The sequence below is a fragment of the Streptomyces sp. F63 genome (assembly GCF_018070345.1).
GTDB lineage: Bacteria > Actinomycetota > Actinomycetes > Streptomycetales > Streptomycetaceae > Streptomyces.
On record NZ_JAGPXX010000017.1, the window covers coordinates 19,513 to 35,878 of the forward strand.

The following is a 16,366-nucleotide window of genomic DNA, read 5'->3' on the forward strand; positions in this document are numbered from 1 at the left end:
GCCGGGGCATCGCGCGGAAGATCAACCGGGCCGGGCCGCTCCGCGGTTCACGGCGGGCGGCGGAGGCGCGGGCGGGGCGCGGGAAGGGGGCGGCAGCGCCGGGAAGGGGCGGCAGGCGTGTGGCCGGCCGCGGCGGGCGAGCGGCGCACCTGGGCCGGGCGGGTCCGGCCGGCACCGGGGTGGTGACCCGGTACGGCGGCGGGGCGGCGGGCGGCGGCCCGGGACGCACGGGTGTCCGTGGCGCCGTGCCGGTCGAGGGCCCCGGTGGGGGAGGGGGAGACGGGCCGGAGGGGACGGCTCAGCTGACGGCCTCGGGCGGCGGCTCGTGGAGGAGGGAGCCGGCCAGGGTGAGCACGCGCTGCGGCTGGCGGCCCCAGTTGACCGTCGTGACCGCCCGGTGGTGCTCTTCGCCGTAGGAGCGCAGGTAGCGGAGGAAGTGCACTCCGGCGACGTCCATGAAGGTGACGTCGGCCATGTCCAGCACCACGCCGCCGTCGCCGGCGGCCAGCCCGTTCACGGCCCGGTAGAGGAGCGGGGCGGAGTCGTAGTCGACCTCTCCCCACGGCGCCACGACCGCATCACCACCGGGGGGCCCGGTGCTGGTGTGGACCCCCGCGTGAACGGGGGGCGAGGAAGACAGGTCTGTCTTTGAAGGCATGGCCTCATGATGCGCACAGTCCGCCGCCGCTGTCCACGTCTACACTGGGTCATACGATGACCACTGAGATTGCAGCCACCGTCTCTTCCGCAGCGGCTCGCGAACGCATTCTGCGCACGGCCTACGAACTGTTCTCCCGGCGCGGCGTCCGCGACGTGGGCATTGACGAGGTGATCAGCCGCTCGAAGGTGGCGAAAGCCACGCTCTACCGGCACTTCCCGTCGAAGGACGCCCTGGTTCTGGCCTTTCTGGAGATGCGGGAGAAAAACTGGACCCTCGGTTTTGTCGAGGCGGAGGCCCGGCGTCTCGGGAACTCACCGGAGGAGCGGCTGCTGGCCATCTTCGATGTCTTCGACGGATGGTTCCGGAGCACCGATTTCGACGCCTGCGCGTTCATCAACGTGCTGCTGGAAATGCGGTCGGAACACCCGCTGGGCCGGGCCAGCATCCAGTATCTGGAGAACATACGGAGCGTGGTGCGCGTCCTCGCCGACGAAGCGGGTCTCCGGGACACCGACGACTTCGCGCGGTCCTGGCACATCCTGATGAAGGGGTCGATCATCTCGGCGACCGAGGGGGACACCGGCGCCGCACGGCGGGCCCGGGCGATGGCCCGTCTCCTCATCGAGCAGCACCGCTGAGAGCGTTCCCCCGGCCGGGGCGCCGTGAGGGACGGCGGCGGTAGGGTCGTGGGCATGGTTCCGGACGAGGGAGCCGTACGCGTCGACAGCTGGATCTGGTCCGTACGGCTGACGAAGACCCGCTCGATGGCCGCCTCCGCCTGCCGGGCGGGCCATGTCCGGGTCAACGGCGAGCGCGTCAAGCCCGCCCACCCCGTGAAGGCGGGGGACGAGGTACGGCTGCGCGCCGCCGGCCGCGAGCGGGTCGTTGTCGTGCGGCGCCTGCTGCGGAAGCGGGTCGGCGCCCCCGTGGCGGCGGAGGCCTACGTGGACAACAGCCCGCCGCCGCCCCCGCGCGAGGAACTCGTGGCGGCCCCGCGCAGGGACCGCGGCGCCGGGCGCCCCACCAAGCGGGAACGGCGGGAGACGGAGCGGCTGCGCGGCCGGTGAGCCGCGGCGCCTTCCGCGGACCGCCCTCCCGCCCCGGGCCGCTGCCCGGGGCTGCGGCAAGCGGTGGGGTCAGCGCCGCTGCTCCCGGATGCGGCGCTGCCGCTGGATGCCGGGACCGTTCCAGTCCAGTGCCTCGGCCGCCTCGCGCAGGATCTCCTCGGCTGCGGTCCGGGTGTCGGCGAGGATGTCGCCCTGTTCGTTCACCAACTGCTGGTAGATCGGGGGATGGGCGGCCGTCGTGGTCACTGTGGCGGTCCTTCGGAGGTCGGTCGGGTCACGGAGCGTTCCGTGCTGTACAGCGACCATGATCTCGCAAACGTTTCCCCGCCGGCGCGCCGCCCGGGCACCGGACGGCTGCGCGGGGCGCCGCCGCGTCACCGTACGGCTGCGGAGCCCCACTCCGGACGCCGTGCGGCCCGGCCGCACCGCGCCCGGGCCCGTGGCCGCACCGCGAACGGGGCGGCCGGGGAGGCCCGGCTGCCGCCCCCGGGGGCCGGCCGGCCATGGGGGAGCCGGCCGGCCCCGGGGAGCCGGTGGTGGCTGCCGGTTCGGTGACCGGCCCGGGCGCCTCTCGTGACGGCCCCGGGTCAGGCCCGGCTGCCGGCCAGGGAGGCGAAGACCACCACGTTGTCGGAGTAGCGGTTGTCCGACTCCGAGAACTCGCCGCCGCAGGTGATGAGGCGGAGCCCGGCGTGGTCGAGATTGCGGTACACCTCGACGGTCGGGAACTTGTCCTTCGGGTACTGGCCGATCCTGTCGACCGTGAACTCGGCGGTCCTGCCGTCCTCACGCGCCACCTCGATACGGTCGCCCTGCTTCAGGGTGGACAGCTTGTGGAAGACCGACGGCTCGCCGTTCCAGGTGACATGGCCCGCGATGACGGCCGGTCCCATGGCGCCGGGCGCCGGGCCGGGCTCGTACCAGCCCGCCTTGAACGGGTCGCGCGGCGTCTTCATCTCCCCGTCGGCGCCCAGGTTCAGCTTCTCCAGTGTGGAGGTGACGCCCAGCTTGGGGATGGAGATCTGCTGCGGCCGGGAGGCGCCCAGCGGCTTGGCGTCACCGGCCGGGCCGCCGGCGGGCGACTCGCCGCCCTGCGCCGCGCCGTTGCCGGGAGCGGCGGGCGGGGCCGCGTCCGCCGCTTCGTCGGACGAGGCCCGGCTCTGGACGGTCAGGATCAGGCCGACGAGGGTCGCGGACACCACGACGAACACGAAGACGAACAGGGCGCGTTTGCGGCCACGGTTCACGGGGGACCTCCGGGGGTTCGGGTAGCTGCTCATGCCGGCCTCGGGTCAGCCGTCCTGCGCGGCGCGCCTGCGCCGGGTCACCACGACGGTGCCCGCGGCCGCGACGAGCGTCGCCGCCCCCACGGCCGCCATACCGCGGCCCTGGACGCCGTCGGCCGGGGCCGCCGTCCCGGTCTCCACGCCGCCGGCGGGCACGGAGCCGACCGCGGCGCCCTTGACGAGCCCGCAGGCGGCCGGAGCGGTGGCCTCCTGCGGGAGCTTCGGGTCCAGGTCGCTCTTGCCGACGCCGAAGTCGTACTTGTTGTTGCCGTTGGGGTCGATGCCGTGCTGCACCACGTGCAGGTCCTGGATGTGATCGGCGACATCCTGCGAGACCGTGAGGGTGCGCTCGTAGGAGAGCGTGCCGTCGGCCTCGGCCACGGGCATCCGGTCGACGGCGAGACCGCTGTCCGGGGTCGTGTCGCCGTCCACGGTCAGCGAGATGTTGATGTCGCCGTAGACCGGCAGGCCCTCGCTGGTGGTGACGATGCCGTCCCCGTCCTTGTCGGCCGTGATGTCCGGGCAGGTGAAGTCGTGCCCCTCCGTGGAGCCGTGGATGTGCTGGGCGTGTGGCTGACCGGGCGTCAGGCCCTGCGCCTCGATCTTGACGGTCAGTTCGGTGCCGTTGAGGCTCAGCATGGCGGTGCCGGAGGCCCTGGAGTTGTTGAGCTGCGAGAGGTCGATCTGGAATCCCCGCGGTCCGGCGGCCGTCGCGGCCGACGAGGTACCCAGGGCCAGGGTCAGGGGGAGGGCGACGAGTGCCGCAAACCGTGTGGTGCGCTTGGCTGTCATGTCGGGTGCATCCCTTCCGGTGGCCCCTGCGGTGGCAGCGGCCGGTGCGCGGTCTCGGACGCGGACCCTCAGCGGGATCCGCCTGCGTCCCTCATTCGGAACCGGGCCCGGGGCGGATTGGCGGGTCGCGGGAAAAACTTCCGGCGCCTTCTCCCGGCCGCCCCTCCCGGCCTCTCCCGGCACCCGTCGTACCCCCGTCCCCGCAGGGCGGGGGCTCCGGAGACGGCGGGGGACGCGCCGTGTGAGATCGTTGCCGGGGAGGCGGCCGGTCCCGGGACGGAGCGGTCAGCGACGGTGAGAGGCGCGCGGGGAGCGGGACGATGGCCTGGACGGTGCTGATCCTGTCCGGTGTGCTGGAGGCGGTCTGGGCCACGGCGCTGGACCGGTCCCAGGGATTCAGCAGGCTCTGGCCCAGTGTGGTGTTCGCGGTCGCGCTGGCGCTGAGCATGGCGGGCCTCGCCTACGCCCTGCGGGAGGTGCCGGTCGGCACCGGCTACGCGGTCTGGGTCGGCATCGGCGCGGCCCTCACGGCGGGCTGGGCGATGGTGTCCGGGGGCGAGACGGTGTCGGTCGCCCGGCTCCTGCTGCTCGCGGGGATCATCGGCTGTGTGGCGGGACTGAAGCTGCTGCACTGACGCGCCCGCGGTCATCCGGGCGGGCCGGGAACGCCCCCGGCGGCGCGGAACGGACGACCGGATTGCGGCATTCCGTTACGCATCGGCGGCGGGCTCCCGGGCAGGCGGAGCGGTGTACACGGAACCCCAGAGGTGAGGAGCACACCGACATGTCGAAGGTCGAGGAATCCGTCGAGGTCGACGTCCCCGTGCGCACCGCGTACGACCAGTGGACCCAGTTCGAGGACTTCCCGCAGTTCATGGAAGGCGTCGAGCGGATCGAACAGCGGACACCGACCCGGACGCACTGGGTGACGGAGGTCGCGGGTGTCAAGCGGGAGTTCGACGCCGAGATCACCGAGCAGATCCCCGACGAGCGCGTCGCCTGGACCACCGTCGAGGGTGAGGTCAAGCAGGCCGGCGTGGTCACCTTCCACCGCCTGGACGACCGGCGGACGAAGGTCATGCTCCAGCTCGACCACGACCCGCAGGGTATCGCCGACACGGTCGGGGACAAGACGGGCTTCGTGAAGAAGCAGGCCAAGCAGGACCTGGGCCGGTTCAAGTCCTTCATCGAGTCCCGCGGTGTCGAGACCGGCGCCTGGCGCGGCCAGGTCTGAGCGGCACCCGGGCGGCGGGCCGCGGCTCCCCCGGCGACGGCCGGCCGTCCGGAGCCGCCCCGGCAGGGGCGGGAAGACGGCGGTGGGTGCCCGGGCCACCGGGCACCCACCGGCGTGTGCAGGTCGTCGTGCGCCGGCCGGCCGCCGGGCCCTCACCACCGTGCGCCCACCGGCGTGTGCAGGCCGCGGCTGCCACACCCGCCCACACCGCACCGCGCCGGCCGGCGCGTCCGGCGCCCGGACACTGCCGGCCTCCCCGCTCCGCCCCCGAACCCGCGCCGCGCACAGGAGAGTTGGCTCCCGTTTGGCATCCGGCGCCCGCCCGGTTAGCCTCTCCTGGATTTCCGCCGGTGAGCCGAGCCCGGCACCCTTCCGCCCGGGAGAGCCCTTGCACCGTCCGGACGCCACCGTTCCGCACCCGCCGCACCCGCCGCACCCGCCGCACCCGCCGCACCCGCCGCGCCCGCCGCACCCGCCGCGCCCGACCGCCGGCCCGCCCGCCCTCCGGGCGGAGGCCGGGCGGTGACCGCGCCGGCCGGGGACACGCCCTACGACCTGCTCGGCATCGGCATCGGCCCGTTCAACCTCTCCCTGGCCGCCCTGGCCGACGGCGTACCGGAGTTGCGCACCCTCTTCCTGGACGCCCGGCCCCGCTTCTCCTGGCACCCGGGCCTGCTCATGGAGGGCACGGTCCTCCAAGTTCCCTTCCTCGCCGACCTGGTGACCATGGCCGACCCGACCAGTCCCTGGTCGTACCTCAACTACCTGCGGGCACACGGCCGGATGTTCCCGTTCTTCTTCTCCGAGCGCTTCCACATCCCCCGGCGCGAGTACGACCACTACTGCCGCTGGGCCGCCGAGAGCCTGCCGTCCTGCCGCTTCGACGCCGAGGTCACCTCGGTGGACTGGGACGGCGCGGCCGGTGTCTTCCGGGTGGAGCACCGCTCCGCGGCGGGCCGCCGCTCCTCGGCGGCGGCCCGCCGGATCGTGCTGGGCGTCGGAACGGAACCGGTACTCCCGGAGGCCCTGCGCCCGCTGCTGACGGGCGGCCACCGCGGCCGGATCCTGCACAGCGCCGACTACCGCACCCACCGCGCCGGCCTGGCCGCCGCGGACGACGTCACCGTGATCGGTGCCGGCCAGTCCGGCGCCGAGGTGGTGCTCGACCTGCTGCGCCACCAGGACGGCGGCGGAGCCGGGGGCCCGTACGTCCGCTGGCTCGCCCGCACCCCCGCCTTCGCGCCCATGGAGTACTCCAAGATCGGCCTGGAGCACTTCACCCCGGACTACGTCCGCTACTTCCGGGGGCTCCCGCAGGAGGTGAGGGAGCGGCTCGTTCCCGAACAGTGGCAGCTGTACAAGGGCGTCAGCGCGGAGACGCTCGCCGGGATCCACGACGAGCTGTACGAGCGCACCATCGGCGGCACCGCGCCGCGCGCCGCCCTGCACCCGGGCGTCGAGATCACCGGGGCGGAGGAGGTGCCCGGCGGCGGCTTCCTGCTGCGCTGCCGTCACGCCCAGCAGGACAGCCGCTTCGCGGTGCGGACCTCGGCTGTCGTCGCGGCCACCGGTTACGCGGCCGTCCGCCCCGCCTTCCTCGATCCGGTGGCCGGTCTCGTCGACTGGGACGAGCGGGGCCGTTACCGGGTCGGCGGCGACTACCGGGTCGCGCTCGCCCCCGCGGTGACCGGCGAGCTGTACGTGCAGAACGCCGAGCTGCACACCCACGGAGTGGGGGCCCCGGACCTCACCCTGGGCGCCTGGCGCGCCGCCACCATTCTCAACGCCGTCGCCGGCCGTCCCGTGTGTCCCGTACCGGAACGGGCCGCCTGGACGACGTTCGGCGCGCCCGCCGGCCCGGGATCCGGTGACCGGGACGGCGGGGCGGGGGCTGCCGCGCGGCGGTCCGCCGGCGGCTGAGACGCGGGCGGCCTACCGGCTGAGACCGGCCACGGTCAGCGCCCAGACGCTGAGCGCCAGCGCCCCGAGCACCGCGGCGACGGCCGCGCACAGCACCCGTCGGCGGAGCTGCTCGTAGCGGGCGGTGTACTCGCTCCGGAGTTCGGCTGAGCGCTTCAGGATGTGTTCCAGCAGGCGCCGGGTCAGGGCGAGCCGGTCCGCCACGTAGCCGCCGACGATCTCCTCGCGCTGGGCCGTCGTCAGCCACGGCATGCGGTCGGCGAACGCCTCGGCCTCGGCCCGGGCGTCCGCGACATGGGTCCGGCCGCGGAGGTACCCCTCCAACTGGGCGAGACCGGCGCTGATCTCCTCACGGTCGGGTCGCACGCGCCCTCAGCCCTCGCCGCGGCCGTCGCCGTGGCCGCGTCCGCGGTCGTCGCCGAGCGGGGCGGCGGCGCCCCTGCCGGGCTCGATCATGTCCCGGCGGCCGGTGTTCTCCTCCTCGTCGATGAGGGCGAGATCCGGGTGGTGCAGGTCGAAGGCCGGTGATTCCGAGCGGATCCGGGGCAGGGTCAGGAAGTTGTGCCGCGGCGCCGGGCAGGAGGTGGCCCACTCCAGCGAGCGGCCGTAGCCCCAGGGGTCGTCGACCAGGATCTTCGGCGAGTACTTGGCGGTCTTCCAGATGTTGTAGATGAACGGCAGGGTGGAGAGCCCCAGCAGGAAGGAGCCGATGGTCGAGACGGTGTTCAGCAGGGTGAATCCGTCGGCCGCGAGGTAGTCGGCATAACGGCGCGGCATGCCCTCCACACCGAGCCAGTGCTGGACGAGGAAGGTTGCGTGGAAGCCGACGAACAGCGTCCAGAAATGGATTTTCCCCAGCCGCTCGTCGAGCATTTTCCCGGTGAACTTGGGCCACCAGAAGTGGAAGCCGGCGAACATGGCGAACACCACGGTGCCGAAGAGGACGTAGTGGAAGTGGGCGACGACGAAATAGCCGTCGGTGACGTGGAAGTCCAGCGGCGGGGAGGCGAGCTGTACCCCGGTCAGACCGCCGAAGAGGAAGGTCGTCAGGAAGCCGACCGCCCACAGCATGGGTGTCTCGAACGACAGCGAGCCGTTCCACATGGTGCCGATCCAGTTGAAGAACTTCACTCCGGTCGGCACGGCGATGAGGAAGGACATGAAGGAGAAGAACGGCAGCAGCACCGCGCCGGTGGCGAACATGTGATGCGCCCACACCGAGACCGAGAGACCGGTGATCACCAGCGTCGCCCCCACCAGGCCGACATAACCGAAGATCGGCCTCCGGCTGAAGACGGGAATGATTTCCGTGATGATGCCGAAGAACGGCAGGGCGATGATGTAGACCTCGGGATGGCCGAAGAACCAGAACAGATGCTGGTAGAGAATCGGACCGCCGTTCGCGGGGTCGTAGATGTGCGCCCCGAAGAGGCGGTCCACCTCCAGGGCGAGCAGGGCGGCGGCCAGCACGGGGAAGACCAGGATGACCAGGACACTGGTGAGCAGGGTGTTCCAGACGAAGATGGGCATCCGGAACATCGTCATGCCCGGGGCGCGCATGCAGATGATGGTGGTGATGAAGTTGACGGCCCCGAGGATGGTGCCGAAGCCGGACATCCCCAGGCCCATGATCCACATGTCTCCGCCGACACTCGGCGAGTACGTCTTCAGGGAGAGCGGCGTATAGGCGAACCAGCCGAAGGAAGCCGCCCCCTGCGCGGTGAGGAAACTGGCCAGCGCGATCAGCGATCCGAAGAGGAAGAGCCAGTACGAGAACATGTTCAGCCGCGGAAAGGCGACATCCGGCGCGCCGATCTGCAGCGGCATGATGGCGTTGGTGAACCCCGCGAACAGCGGTGTGGCGAACAGCAGCAGCATGATGGTGCCGTGCATGGTGAACGCCTGGTTGTACTGTTCGTTGGTCAGGATCTGCGTGCCCGGCCGGGCCAGTTCGGCGCGCAGGACGAGGGCCAGGATTCCGCCCGCCACGAAGAAGACGAACGCCGATCCCATGTAGAGGGCGCCGATTTTCTTGTGGTCGGTGGTGGTCAGCCAGTCGACGACGACCCTGCCCGGCGTCCTGGGCCTCGGGCCGGCCGGGACTTCTCTCGTCTGCATGTCCGAGACCATGAATATTCGCCTCTCCGCCACCGGCGTCGGCAACGTCGGAATGGATGTGTCCGCCGGTTTAAGCGCAGCACCCCGATGCCTCGACCGGCGGGACGGCATCGTGCTGCGTCGTCTTGATAGCACGAGACGCCGGCTGACGGTGAGTTCGACTCTTGTACGGGCGCGGCCGGAACGCAAATGAGTGTCACCCGAACGGCTCAGGGCGTATTCCGGCCGGTGCGCGGGAATTCCGGGCCGGCGCGCGGAGGTTCGCCCGTGCGGCGGACCGCGAGAAGGGCGATGTCGTCCGAACGCCAGGGATCGCCGTCCTCGCGGAGGAGGAAGTCCGTGATCGCCTCCAGGCTCACCGGGCCGCCGCGCTCCTCCTCGGCCGTCCGCATCCAGCCGCGCAGATCCTCGCGCATCCGTGCGACGCAGGCCTCGATGTCGGCGCCCTTCCGTTCCACCAGGCCGTCGGTGAAGAGGATGAGCGTCTCGTCGTCCGCGAGACGTGCCCTGGTGGTCGGGTACCGCGCGTGCGGCACGACGCCGAGCGGCGGGCCGCCCGTCAGCCGGAGTTCACCGGTCGCGCCGGAGGTGACCAGCAGGGGATGGGGGTGTCCCGCCCGCGCGCCCTCCAGGGAGCCGTCGGAGGGGTCGAGGACGAGATAGGCGCAGGTGGCGAAGCGGCCCGTGTCGAGATCGCCCAGCACGCGGTTGGCCCGGGCCAGGACGCTGCCGGGATTCATGCCGGCCTCCGCGCAGGTGCGCAGGACGACGCGGAGCTGGCCCATGACCGCGGCGGCATGGGCGTCGTGCCCCTGGACGTCCCCGATCACGAGGGCCGCGGTGCCGTCCGCGAGCGGCAGCACGTCGTACCAGTCCCCGCCGACGTTCATCTCGCTCGTGCCCGGGAGGTAGCGGGCCCGGGTGCTGAGTGAGGGCAGCCGGGGGAGGCCACGGGGAAGCATCGCCTGCTGGAGTTCGCTCGCCCGCTGGTGTTCGGAGTCGAACATCCGGGCGCGTTCGATGCTCTGCGTCAGGATGGCGGCCACGGCGGTGTAGAAGGTGCGTTCACCCGGATCGAAGTGGCGCGGGCCGGTGAAGGAGATGAGGCAGGCGCCGGTGGGCCGCTCGGAGGAGGAGAGCGAGAGCACCACCCAGGCCCGCGGTGGGATGGGGCCGGCGGCGGAGAGCTCGGGTACGCCCGTGCCGGCCAGGTGCCTGAGGTCCTCCAGGAAGAGGGGCTCCTCCTGCCGCATGGCCAGCTCCATGGCCCTCCGGGCCGGCGCGTGCAGATGCCGCAGCTCGGGTGGGACGGGCGTCCGGCCCACGATGGTCAGCTCGCCGTGCTCGACGACGCCGACGGTGACGTTCGCGGCGCCCAGCGCGGGGCGGGTCAGATCGGTCATGACCCGGGTGACGTCCCTGACGGTCACGGCCTTGGAGAGGGCCCGGGTCAGGCTGAAGAGGAAGGCGTCCCGCGAACGGTCGGGGGACAGGGAGGGCATGGCGGGCGTCATGCCGGGCGGGCTCCGCAGCACCAGGCCGAGGGCCCGGGCGGGACGCCCGTCCTCACCCATGACCACCCGGCCGTGCTCGAGCACGGGGTGGTGGCTGCCGTCCGGATGGACGACGCGGTAGTGCAGCCGGTACGCGCCGGGGTCACCGGCGGTCCCCGAGCCGGGGGAGGTGACGGCGGCCTCGGTCACCTCCGCGATGGCCGCCTGGACCACCGGCAGGTCGTCCGGGTGGAGGGAGCCGAAGAACGCCTCCTCCTCGCCGGTGAACTCGTCCGGATCGACGCCGTAGATGGCACAGGCCTGTTCGTCCCAGCGGACGGAGTTCCGCGCCAGGTCCCAGGCGAAGACCCCGGTCCGGGTGGCCTGCGCCGCCTCGGCCAGGAGTTCCACGGACCGGTGGGCGAGGCTGTTCAGCCGCACGGCACAGGTCTCGGCCAGCAGTTCCAGGGCGGGGCCGTCCGCGGAGCCCGGCGCCGCGTCCCCGGGACGCAGCCCCGCCGCCAGGACCCCCGCGACCCGGCCGTCCGCGGCCAGCGGCAGCAGGACCACGGGGGTGTCCGGATCGCCGAGGCGCAGGGGCCGCCCGGTGCGCATCACCTCGCCGACCGCCTCGTCGTATCCGCGCTCCGGGGTCCCGGGGGCCGGAGCGGAGCCGGGCTCCGGGCCGGACCCGGCGGAGAACACGTCGACTCCGCCGGCGCCCCTGACGTATATGCGGGTGCGTTCCGGGGCCAGCGGGGCCGGTTCCCCGCCGTTCTCCCCGCCCCCGGTCAGGACGCCGAGCATGGCCTGCGGGTCCCGGCTGCGCAGCAGCAGCGGCAGCCTGCGGAGCAGCCCGGGGGGATGGGCTGAGGCCATGACACGCTCCCGTAGCTGACATTCACGGCAATACGGATAAATGAGACTATAGGATATCGCTGTGGCGGGTCCGGCGCCCGGCCGGATGAGGGTCCGCCGGTGCGTGGCGTGCCGGCGGGGTGTGAGGGAACGAGCCCGGGGTACCCCGGGCTCGCGCCCGGCCGGCGGATGGTGCCGTCCCCGCGGCCGGCGCCCGGTGACGTATCCGACGAGGCAAGGGCGGACGGGCATGAACCACGGTGAGGACGCCATCGCGGAGCTGACGGCCGATCACCGCGATATCGACGAACTGTTCGAGAGTCTGCAGGGTGTGCCGACCGGACGCCCCGAGCGCCGGCAGTTGCTGGACCGGATCACCGTCGAGCTCGTCCGGCACGCGGTGGCCGAGGAGCAGTACCTGTACCCCGAGGTGCGCAAACGCGTGCCGGGCGGCGCCACGCTCGCCGACAAGGAGATCGCCGACCACGCCGCGGTGGAGCGTCTCCTCAAGGACCTGGAGGGCCGCAGGCCCGACGACCCCGACTTCGACGGTCTCGTCATCCGGCTGATCGGCGAGGTGACCGCACACGTCCACGACGAGGAGCGGCACCTCTTCGCCCGGCTGCGCGAGGTGTGCTCGGACGAGCGGCTGGAAGCGCTCGGCGTCAAGATCCGCCGGGCCAAGCGGACGGCTCCCACCCGCCCGCACCCCGGGGTGCCGGACACCCCGCCCGTCAACCGGCTCCTCGATCCGGGGGCGGGGCTCGTCGACCGGGCCCGCGACGCCCTGAGCGGGCGCGGGAGGCTCTGAGGCGCGCCGGGGGTGCCGGGCGCGGGGATCAGAGGATCCCGTGGTGCGGCACCCAGGTGTACTTGCCGCCACCCACCCAGCGGACCACGGCGGGGTCGTCGAGATCCACATGCCCCAGCCCGGCGTCGTGCGCGTAGGCGACGACGTCCACGATGGACTCGGCCTTGCCGACGGCCTCTCCGCGGATCTCCACCAGCCGGAACGGCGGCTCTCCCGGCGTGACGGGCCAGACCACGATCGGTGGGGCCTCGACGCGCGGTTCGTTGATCTCGGTCATAGGTCTCATCGTGCGGCCGGCGGCCGGGGCCCGCACGTCCGGCGGGCCGGACGCCGGCCGGCACGGGCCCGGGAGGGGCCCGGGCGAGGCCGCCGAGCGCCTTGACCATCACCGCGTGCGGGCCGCCGCCCGGCGGTCGGCGCGCGCCGGGTCAGCGGCGGACAGCATGGGATCACCGGCTCCGCCGCCGGCCCGCAGACGGGACCTCCCGGGTTCGGCATACACCGGTACTTCAAGCCGGTTCCCCCGGGGCAGGGCCTCGCACCGGTCCCCGTCTTGCGGTTGTGCTCGCCGGCGGCCGCGCGCCCCGGCGGGGAGGCCCGCGTCTGCGGCAGCTCGGACGCCGGCGTCCCGCGGCCCACGGTCGGCCGCCACCTCGGGAAGCTGCGGGAGGCCGGGCTGCCGGCCTCGGAACGGCGCGGCACCCGGGTGCCCTGCCGGAGCGGCCCCCGCCGCCCCGGTGGCGCCGGCCGGTGGCGCCGGCCGGCGGCTGACGCGGGGTGCCGTCCCTCCTCGGACGGTGCCGCCGCCGGACGGGACGGGAGCCGCTCCCGCCGTGCGGAACATGACGAGGCATCAGTTTCCGGCGCCGTGACGCGGTGGGTACGGGCCTCTGCCCGGGCGGGAGTTGTGCGCGAGGGGTTCAGAAGATCGGCACAGGGTAGTCGCGATGTGAAAACTCCCGGAAGGATACGGACATGAGCGATGCGGGTCCGAACAACCCGTACGGCCCGCCCCGGAGCGGACCGTACCCGTCGTCTCCCCAGCAGCCGGGGCAGGGATACGGCCAGGTGCCTTATCCCCAGCAGCCCGGGCAGCCCTACGGCGGGTACCCGGGCGGCAACCGGATGCCCGAGCGGATGCCCGGCACGGTGAAGACGGCGCGGGTGCTGCTCTTCGTCTTCGGCGGACTGGGCCTCGTCGGCGGCCTGTTCATGGCGGGGAGCGGCGCCCTGCTCAACAACAGAGAGGTCCGCGACGCCATCGAGGAGCAAGGGGGTATGCCGGAGGGCATATCGGCCGGGCTGCTGCTCGGGCTCGGAGCCCTGGCCCTCGTCCTGTCGATCGCGGAGATCGTGGTGGGCGCCAAGTTCGGCAGGGGTGGCAGCGGCACCCGGACGGCTGCGATCGTCGTGGGAGCACTGATGGTCGTCTCCGGGATCTACTTCTTCCCGCCCGGCCTGCTGTGGGTCCTCGCGGGCGGTCTGGTGGTCGTCTTCACGGCGATGAAGGACGGCGCGGCCTGGTTCGGCCGGGCCCGGACCTGAACCCGCCTCCGGACCTGCCGCCGCCGCGACACCGGTCCGGGCGGGGGCGATCCGCAGGCGGGGGCGGCGTCCGGGCCGGACCCGGGCCGTCCCGGTTCACCGGCCCGCCGGCGCACCGGGACGGACGGGCTTCTCCCGCCTCTGCGGGCGGAGCGGCCCGCAACCGGCCGGCCCGCCGATACGATGGCGCCCGTACCCGTCCTGTCACGCACCGTCCCGGGGGAAGGGGAAGCCCGTGAGCAGCATCAGCAAGGGCCCCGACGGCAATCTCAACAAAGGACTCGAAAAGGTCCAGGTGGCGCTCAAGTGGGACCCCAGTCCCCTCGGCGAACCCACCTGCGATCTCGACATCATCGCCGGCGCCTACGCGGCCGAGGACCCGTACGGCGCGCCCGTGTACCTCGTCCACTTCGACAGCCGGTCGCCCGACGGCACGATCACCCTCACCCGTGACAGCCGCAACGGCCTCGGGTTCGGGATCGACGAGGCCATGACCCTGGAGCTCTACCGGATGGCGCCCTCCTTCGCGCGGGTGGTCGTCGGCGTGGCCATCCAGCAGGGCGAGGGCCGCCGGACCTTCGGCGAGGTCCGGAACAGCGCCGTGCAGGTCCTCAACGGCCCGGCCGAGTTGGCGCGGGACGACTTCGAGAGCGTCTCCGGGGCCCTGGCCGCCACCGTCGCGGAGTTCCGCCGGGACTCCGACGGCGCATGGGAGTTCCACCGGGTCCTCCGCGGGTACGACGCCGACCCCAACGCCTTCGCCCGGAGGATGGGGGAGCGGACCTCCTGATCCGCTGCGGTGCGGGCCCCGGGCCCGCACCCGCGGAGGGGCGGGCGGAGGCGGCAGCCCGGGCCGGTTCACCGCAGCTCCGCGGATGATCCGTTCGTGGACGAGCCGGTGCGGAAGCAGGGCGAGTACGCGCCGGCCCGGAAGATGGCCGCGGCCATCGTCACCTCGCAGGGCGAGGAGATCGCCCGGATGAAGGATCTCCTCGGCGGCTGACGGCGGTTGACACCCGCCGGGCGGCGGCCCCGGGACGCGACCGCGGGTCCTCCCGGTGCCGCCGCCCGTGTGGCGGCGGGGCGGCGCCCTTGGGGCACGCCGCGGTATGTCTCCGCAGCCGGCGGCGGGGTTGGCGTCACGACGGAGCCAAAGACGACGTGTCCGGGCGAATGGGGACAGCCCGAAGGCCGGGAATACCCGGGGCTTTGAGCGCTGAAACCGGGCGGGTTAAGATCCGGCGTCGAATCCTTCGTGTGGTCGGCCACCCAGTGGGGGTGGCGGCGAAGGCACCGTCGAATCCGCGGAGTTGCGCGGAGCCGGGAGCGGCCCCCACCTCCCGGCAGGCGGCCCGAGGAAGAAGGAGCTGCCCTCCGTGGCGTCCCACCGTCGTCCCAAGCAGCCCAACCAGCGCGCGTACGCGGCCGTTCTCGGCGTCACGGCCGCGGCTGTCGCCCTCTCCGCGAACTCGGCACAGGCCGACCCGGTGCCGGACGCCAACAAGAAGGGCGTCAAGGCGCAGGTCGACCGGCTCTACGAAGAGGCCACGCAGGCGACGGAGAAGTACAACGGGGCGAACGAGAAGGAGGAGAAGCTCCAGAAGGAGGTCGAGTCGCTGCAGGAGACGGTGGCCCGCGGCCAGGCCGAGCTCAACAAGCTGCGCAACGGCCTGGGTTCGATGGCCACGGCGCAGTACCGCAGCGGCGGCATCGACCCCTCGGTCCAGCTGCTCCTCGCCAGCGATCCGGACGGCTACCTGGAGAAGGCCTCCACGCTCGACCGGCTCAGCAGCCAGCAGCTCACCACCCTCAGGAAGGCGCAGGAGAAGCAGCGCACGCTGCAGCAGCAGCGCGCCGAGGCGGCGGGCAAGCTGCAGGACCTGGAGGAGACCCGCACGGAGCTCCGGGACCGGAAGAAGGAGATCCAGGGCAAGCTGGCCCAGGCGCAGCGGCTCCTCAACAAGCTGACGGCCGAGGAGAAGGCCGCGATGGCCGCGGAGGAGGAGCGCGCGAACCGCACCAGCGCCCGCGCCGAGCTGGGCAACCAGTCCGCCGGCACCGGCCGCGCCGCGTCCGCCTTCGAGGCCGCCAAGAGCCGGGTCGGCATGCCGTATGTGTGGGGCGCCACCGGACCCAGCTCCTTCGACTGCTCGGGCCTGACCTCCTGGGCGTTCCAGCAGGCCGGGATCGCGATACCCCGGACGTCCCAGGCCCAGGCCAGTGCCGGCACCCGTATCAACTCCCAGAGCCAGCTCCGGCCCGGCGATCTCGTCATCATGCGCAGCGACCTCAGCCACGTCGGTTTCTACGCCGGCAACGGCCAGATCCTCCACGCCCCCAAGCCCGGTGCCAGTGTGCGCTACGAGCCGATGAGCACCAGCGGCATGCCCTTCATGTGGGGCGTCCGCATCGGCTGAGCGGCGCGGGGGCGGCCCGGCGCCGCCCCCCTCCCATCCGCGGAACGGTACACCGCATCGGCCGCCCCCCGGTGGCCTCCCCGGCCGGAGCCCCGGGCAGACCCGACGAGCCCGCACCCGAGTGGTGCGGGCTTTTCCCTGTTCTGCGGCAGGTGATTAGTCCT

Annotated in this window: 19 protein-coding genes; 11 read left to right on the forward strand and 8 right to left on the reverse strand. The window is 73.0% G+C overall.

Going from position 1 to position 16,366, the window contains the following annotated elements; translation table 11 throughout:
• Positions 1-298: 298 nt before the first annotated feature.
• Positions 299-658, reverse strand: coding sequence for an STAS domain-containing protein (locus tag KBZ10_RS18210; protein ID WP_210988706.1), 360 nt, complete (start codon positions 656-658; stop codon positions 299-301).
• Between the two features lie 56 nt (positions 659-714).
• Between KBZ10_RS18210 and KBZ10_RS18215 the strand changes: the two genes are divergently transcribed.
• A complete protein-coding gene (locus KBZ10_RS18215; RefSeq protein ID WP_210988707.1) occupies positions 715-1,299 on the forward strand; it encodes a TetR/AcrR family transcriptional regulator in 585 nt (194 codons plus the stop codon).
• Between the two features lie 54 nt (positions 1,300-1,353).
• Positions 1,354-1,728, forward strand: coding sequence for an RNA-binding S4 domain-containing protein (locus KBZ10_RS18220; protein WP_210988708.1), 375 nt, complete (start codon positions 1,354-1,356; stop codon positions 1,726-1,728).
• A 69-nt stretch (positions 1,729-1,797) separates the two neighbouring features.
• Here KBZ10_RS18220 and KBZ10_RS18225 read toward each other — a convergent pair whose 3' ends face one another.
• From KBZ10_RS18225 to KBZ10_RS18235, 3 genes are all read right to left on the reverse strand, one after another.
• Entirely contained in the window at positions 1,798-1,974 is a 177-nt protein-coding gene (locus tag KBZ10_RS18225; RefSeq protein WP_210988709.1) for a hypothetical protein, read from the reverse strand.
• A 341-nt stretch (positions 1,975-2,315) separates the two neighbouring features.
• Positions 2,316-2,975: a class F sortase gene (locus KBZ10_RS18230; protein WP_307847497.1), complete on the reverse strand. Its 660-nt coding sequence runs from the start codon at positions 2,973-2,975 to the stop codon at positions 2,316-2,318.
• A gap of 45 nt (positions 2,976-3,020) precedes the next feature.
• Complete coding sequence (locus KBZ10_RS18235; protein ID WP_210988711.1) at positions 3,021-3,806, reverse strand: hypothetical protein; 786 nt, start codon at positions 3,804-3,806, stop codon at positions 3,021-3,023.
• A 320-nt stretch (positions 3,807-4,126) separates the two neighbouring features.
• Between KBZ10_RS18235 and KBZ10_RS18240 the strand changes: the two genes are divergently transcribed.
• The 3 genes from KBZ10_RS18240 (at position 4,127) to KBZ10_RS18250 (ending at position 6,960) form a co-directional block, all read left to right on the forward strand.
• A complete protein-coding gene (locus KBZ10_RS18240) occupies positions 4,127-4,441 on the forward strand; it encodes a multidrug efflux SMR transporter (RefSeq protein WP_210988712.1) in 315 nt (104 codons plus the stop codon).
• A gap of 149 nt (positions 4,442-4,590) precedes the next feature.
• A complete protein-coding gene (locus KBZ10_RS18245; protein WP_210988713.1) occupies positions 4,591-5,040 on the forward strand; it encodes an SRPBCC family protein in 450 nt (149 codons plus the stop codon).
• A gap of 522 nt (positions 5,041-5,562) precedes the next feature.
• Complete coding sequence (locus KBZ10_RS18250; protein ID WP_210988714.1) at positions 5,563-6,960, forward strand: lysine N(6)-hydroxylase/L-ornithine N(5)-oxygenase family protein; 1,398 nt, start codon at positions 5,563-5,565, stop codon at positions 6,958-6,960.
• A gap of 12 nt (positions 6,961-6,972) precedes the next feature.
• On the opposite strand, the gene KBZ10_RS18255 is transcribed toward KBZ10_RS18250, so the two are convergent.
• Both KBZ10_RS18255 and ctaD read right to left on the reverse strand, forming a co-directional pair.
• Positions 6,973-7,326: a hypothetical protein gene (locus tag KBZ10_RS18255; protein ID WP_210988715.1), complete on the reverse strand. Its 354-nt coding sequence runs from the start codon at positions 7,324-7,326 to the stop codon at positions 6,973-6,975.
• Positions 7,327-7,332: 6 nt separating this feature from the next.
• On the reverse strand, positions 7,333-9,078 hold the full coding sequence (gene ctaD, locus KBZ10_RS18260; RefSeq protein WP_247702572.1) for a cytochrome c oxidase subunit I: 1,746 nt from the start codon (positions 9,076-9,078) through the stop codon (positions 7,333-7,335).
• Between ctaD and KBZ10_RS18265 the strand changes: the two genes are divergently transcribed.
• Positions 9,077-9,271, forward strand: a complete 195-nt coding sequence (locus tag KBZ10_RS18265; RefSeq protein WP_210988717.1) for a hypothetical protein — start codon at positions 9,077-9,079, stop codon at positions 9,269-9,271. The two genes, ctaD and KBZ10_RS18265, sit on opposite strands and share 2 nt — an antisense overlap.
• 16 nt (positions 9,272-9,287) lie before the next feature.
• On the opposite strand, the gene KBZ10_RS18270 is transcribed toward KBZ10_RS18265, so the two are convergent.
• Positions 9,288-11,450 (reverse strand): SpoIIE family protein phosphatase, encoded by a 2,163-nt coding sequence (locus KBZ10_RS18270; protein ID WP_210988718.1) that lies wholly within the window; start codon positions 11,448-11,450, stop codon positions 9,288-9,290.
• Positions 11,451-11,679: 229 nt separating this feature from the next.
• Here KBZ10_RS18270 and KBZ10_RS18275 point away from each other — a divergent pair, with 229 nt between their 5' ends.
• Positions 11,680-12,240, forward strand: a complete 561-nt coding sequence (locus tag KBZ10_RS18275; protein WP_210988719.1) for a hemerythrin domain-containing protein — start codon at positions 11,680-11,682, stop codon at positions 12,238-12,240.
• Between the two features lie 28 nt (positions 12,241-12,268).
• Here the strand turns inward: KBZ10_RS18275 and KBZ10_RS18280 are convergent, their stop codons facing one another.
• Positions 12,269-12,517, reverse strand: coding sequence for a hypothetical protein (locus KBZ10_RS18280; RefSeq protein ID WP_210988720.1), 249 nt, complete (start codon positions 12,515-12,517; stop codon positions 12,269-12,271).
• A gap of 698 nt (positions 12,518-13,215) precedes the next feature.
• Here KBZ10_RS18280 and KBZ10_RS18285 point away from each other — a divergent pair.
• From KBZ10_RS18285 to KBZ10_RS18300, 4 genes are all read left to right on the forward strand, one after another.
• The gene (locus KBZ10_RS18285; RefSeq protein WP_210988721.1) at positions 13,216-13,785 is read left to right on the forward strand and encodes a hypothetical protein; all 570 of its coding nucleotides are present in this window, start codon (positions 13,216-13,218) and stop codon (positions 13,783-13,785) included.
• Between the two features lie 235 nt (positions 13,786-14,020).
• A complete protein-coding gene (locus KBZ10_RS18290) occupies positions 14,021-14,575 on the forward strand; it encodes a TerD family protein (RefSeq protein ID WP_307847498.1) in 555 nt (184 codons plus the stop codon).
• 96 nt (positions 14,576-14,671) lie between these two features.
• Positions 14,672-14,788, forward strand: a complete 117-nt coding sequence (locus KBZ10_RS30605; protein WP_210988722.1) for a DUF305 domain-containing protein — start codon at positions 14,672-14,674, stop codon at positions 14,786-14,788.
• A 373-nt stretch (positions 14,789-15,161) separates the two neighbouring features.
• Positions 15,162-16,202, forward strand: a complete 1,041-nt coding sequence (locus KBZ10_RS18300) for an NlpC/P60 family protein (protein WP_210988723.1) — start codon at positions 15,162-15,164, stop codon at positions 16,200-16,202.
• The last annotated feature ends 164 nt before the right edge of the window (positions 16,203-16,366 follow it).

Bases quoted from the DNA above. Each gene is read 5' to 3' on its own strand.
- KBZ10_RS18210 (WP_210988706.1), bottom strand. From the start codon at position 658: ATGCCTTCAAAGACAGACCTGTCTTCCTCGCCCCCCGTTCACGCGGGG.
- KBZ10_RS18270 (WP_210988718.1), bottom strand. From the start codon at position 11,450: ATGGCCTCAGCCCATCCCCCCGGGCTGCTCCGCAGGCTGCCGCTGCTG.
- KBZ10_RS18285 (WP_210988721.1), top strand. From the start codon at position 13,216: ATGAGCGATGCGGGTCCGAACAACCCGTACGGCCCGCCCCGGAGCGGA.
- KBZ10_RS18245 (WP_210988713.1), top strand. From the start codon at position 4,591: ATGTCGAAGGTCGAGGAATCCGTCGAGGTCGACGTCCCCGTGCGCACC.
- ctaD (WP_247702572.1), bottom strand. From the start codon at position 9,078: ATGCAGACGAGAGAAGTCCCGGCCGGCCCGAGGCCCAGGACGCCGGGC.
- KBZ10_RS18240 (WP_210988712.1), top strand. From the start codon at position 4,127: ATGGCCTGGACGGTGCTGATCCTGTCCGGTGTGCTGGAGGCGGTCTGG.
- KBZ10_RS18220 (WP_210988708.1), top strand. From the start codon at position 1,354: ATGGTTCCGGACGAGGGAGCCGTACGCGTCGACAGCTGGATCTGGTCC.
- KBZ10_RS18235 (WP_210988711.1), bottom strand. From the start codon at position 3,806: ATGACAGCCAAGCGCACCACACGGTTTGCGGCACTCGTCGCCCTCCCC.
- KBZ10_RS18215 (WP_210988707.1), top strand. From the start codon at position 715: ATGACCACTGAGATTGCAGCCACCGTCTCTTCCGCAGCGGCTCGCGAA.
- KBZ10_RS18280 (WP_210988720.1), bottom strand. From the start codon at position 12,517: ATGACCGAGATCAACGAACCGCGCGTCGAGGCCCCACCGATCGTGGTC.
- KBZ10_RS18275 (WP_210988719.1), top strand. From the start codon at position 11,680: ATGAACCACGGTGAGGACGCCATCGCGGAGCTGACGGCCGATCACCGC.
- KBZ10_RS18265 (WP_210988717.1), top strand. From the start codon at position 9,077: ATGTCCGAGACCATGAATATTCGCCTCTCCGCCACCGGCGTCGGCAAC.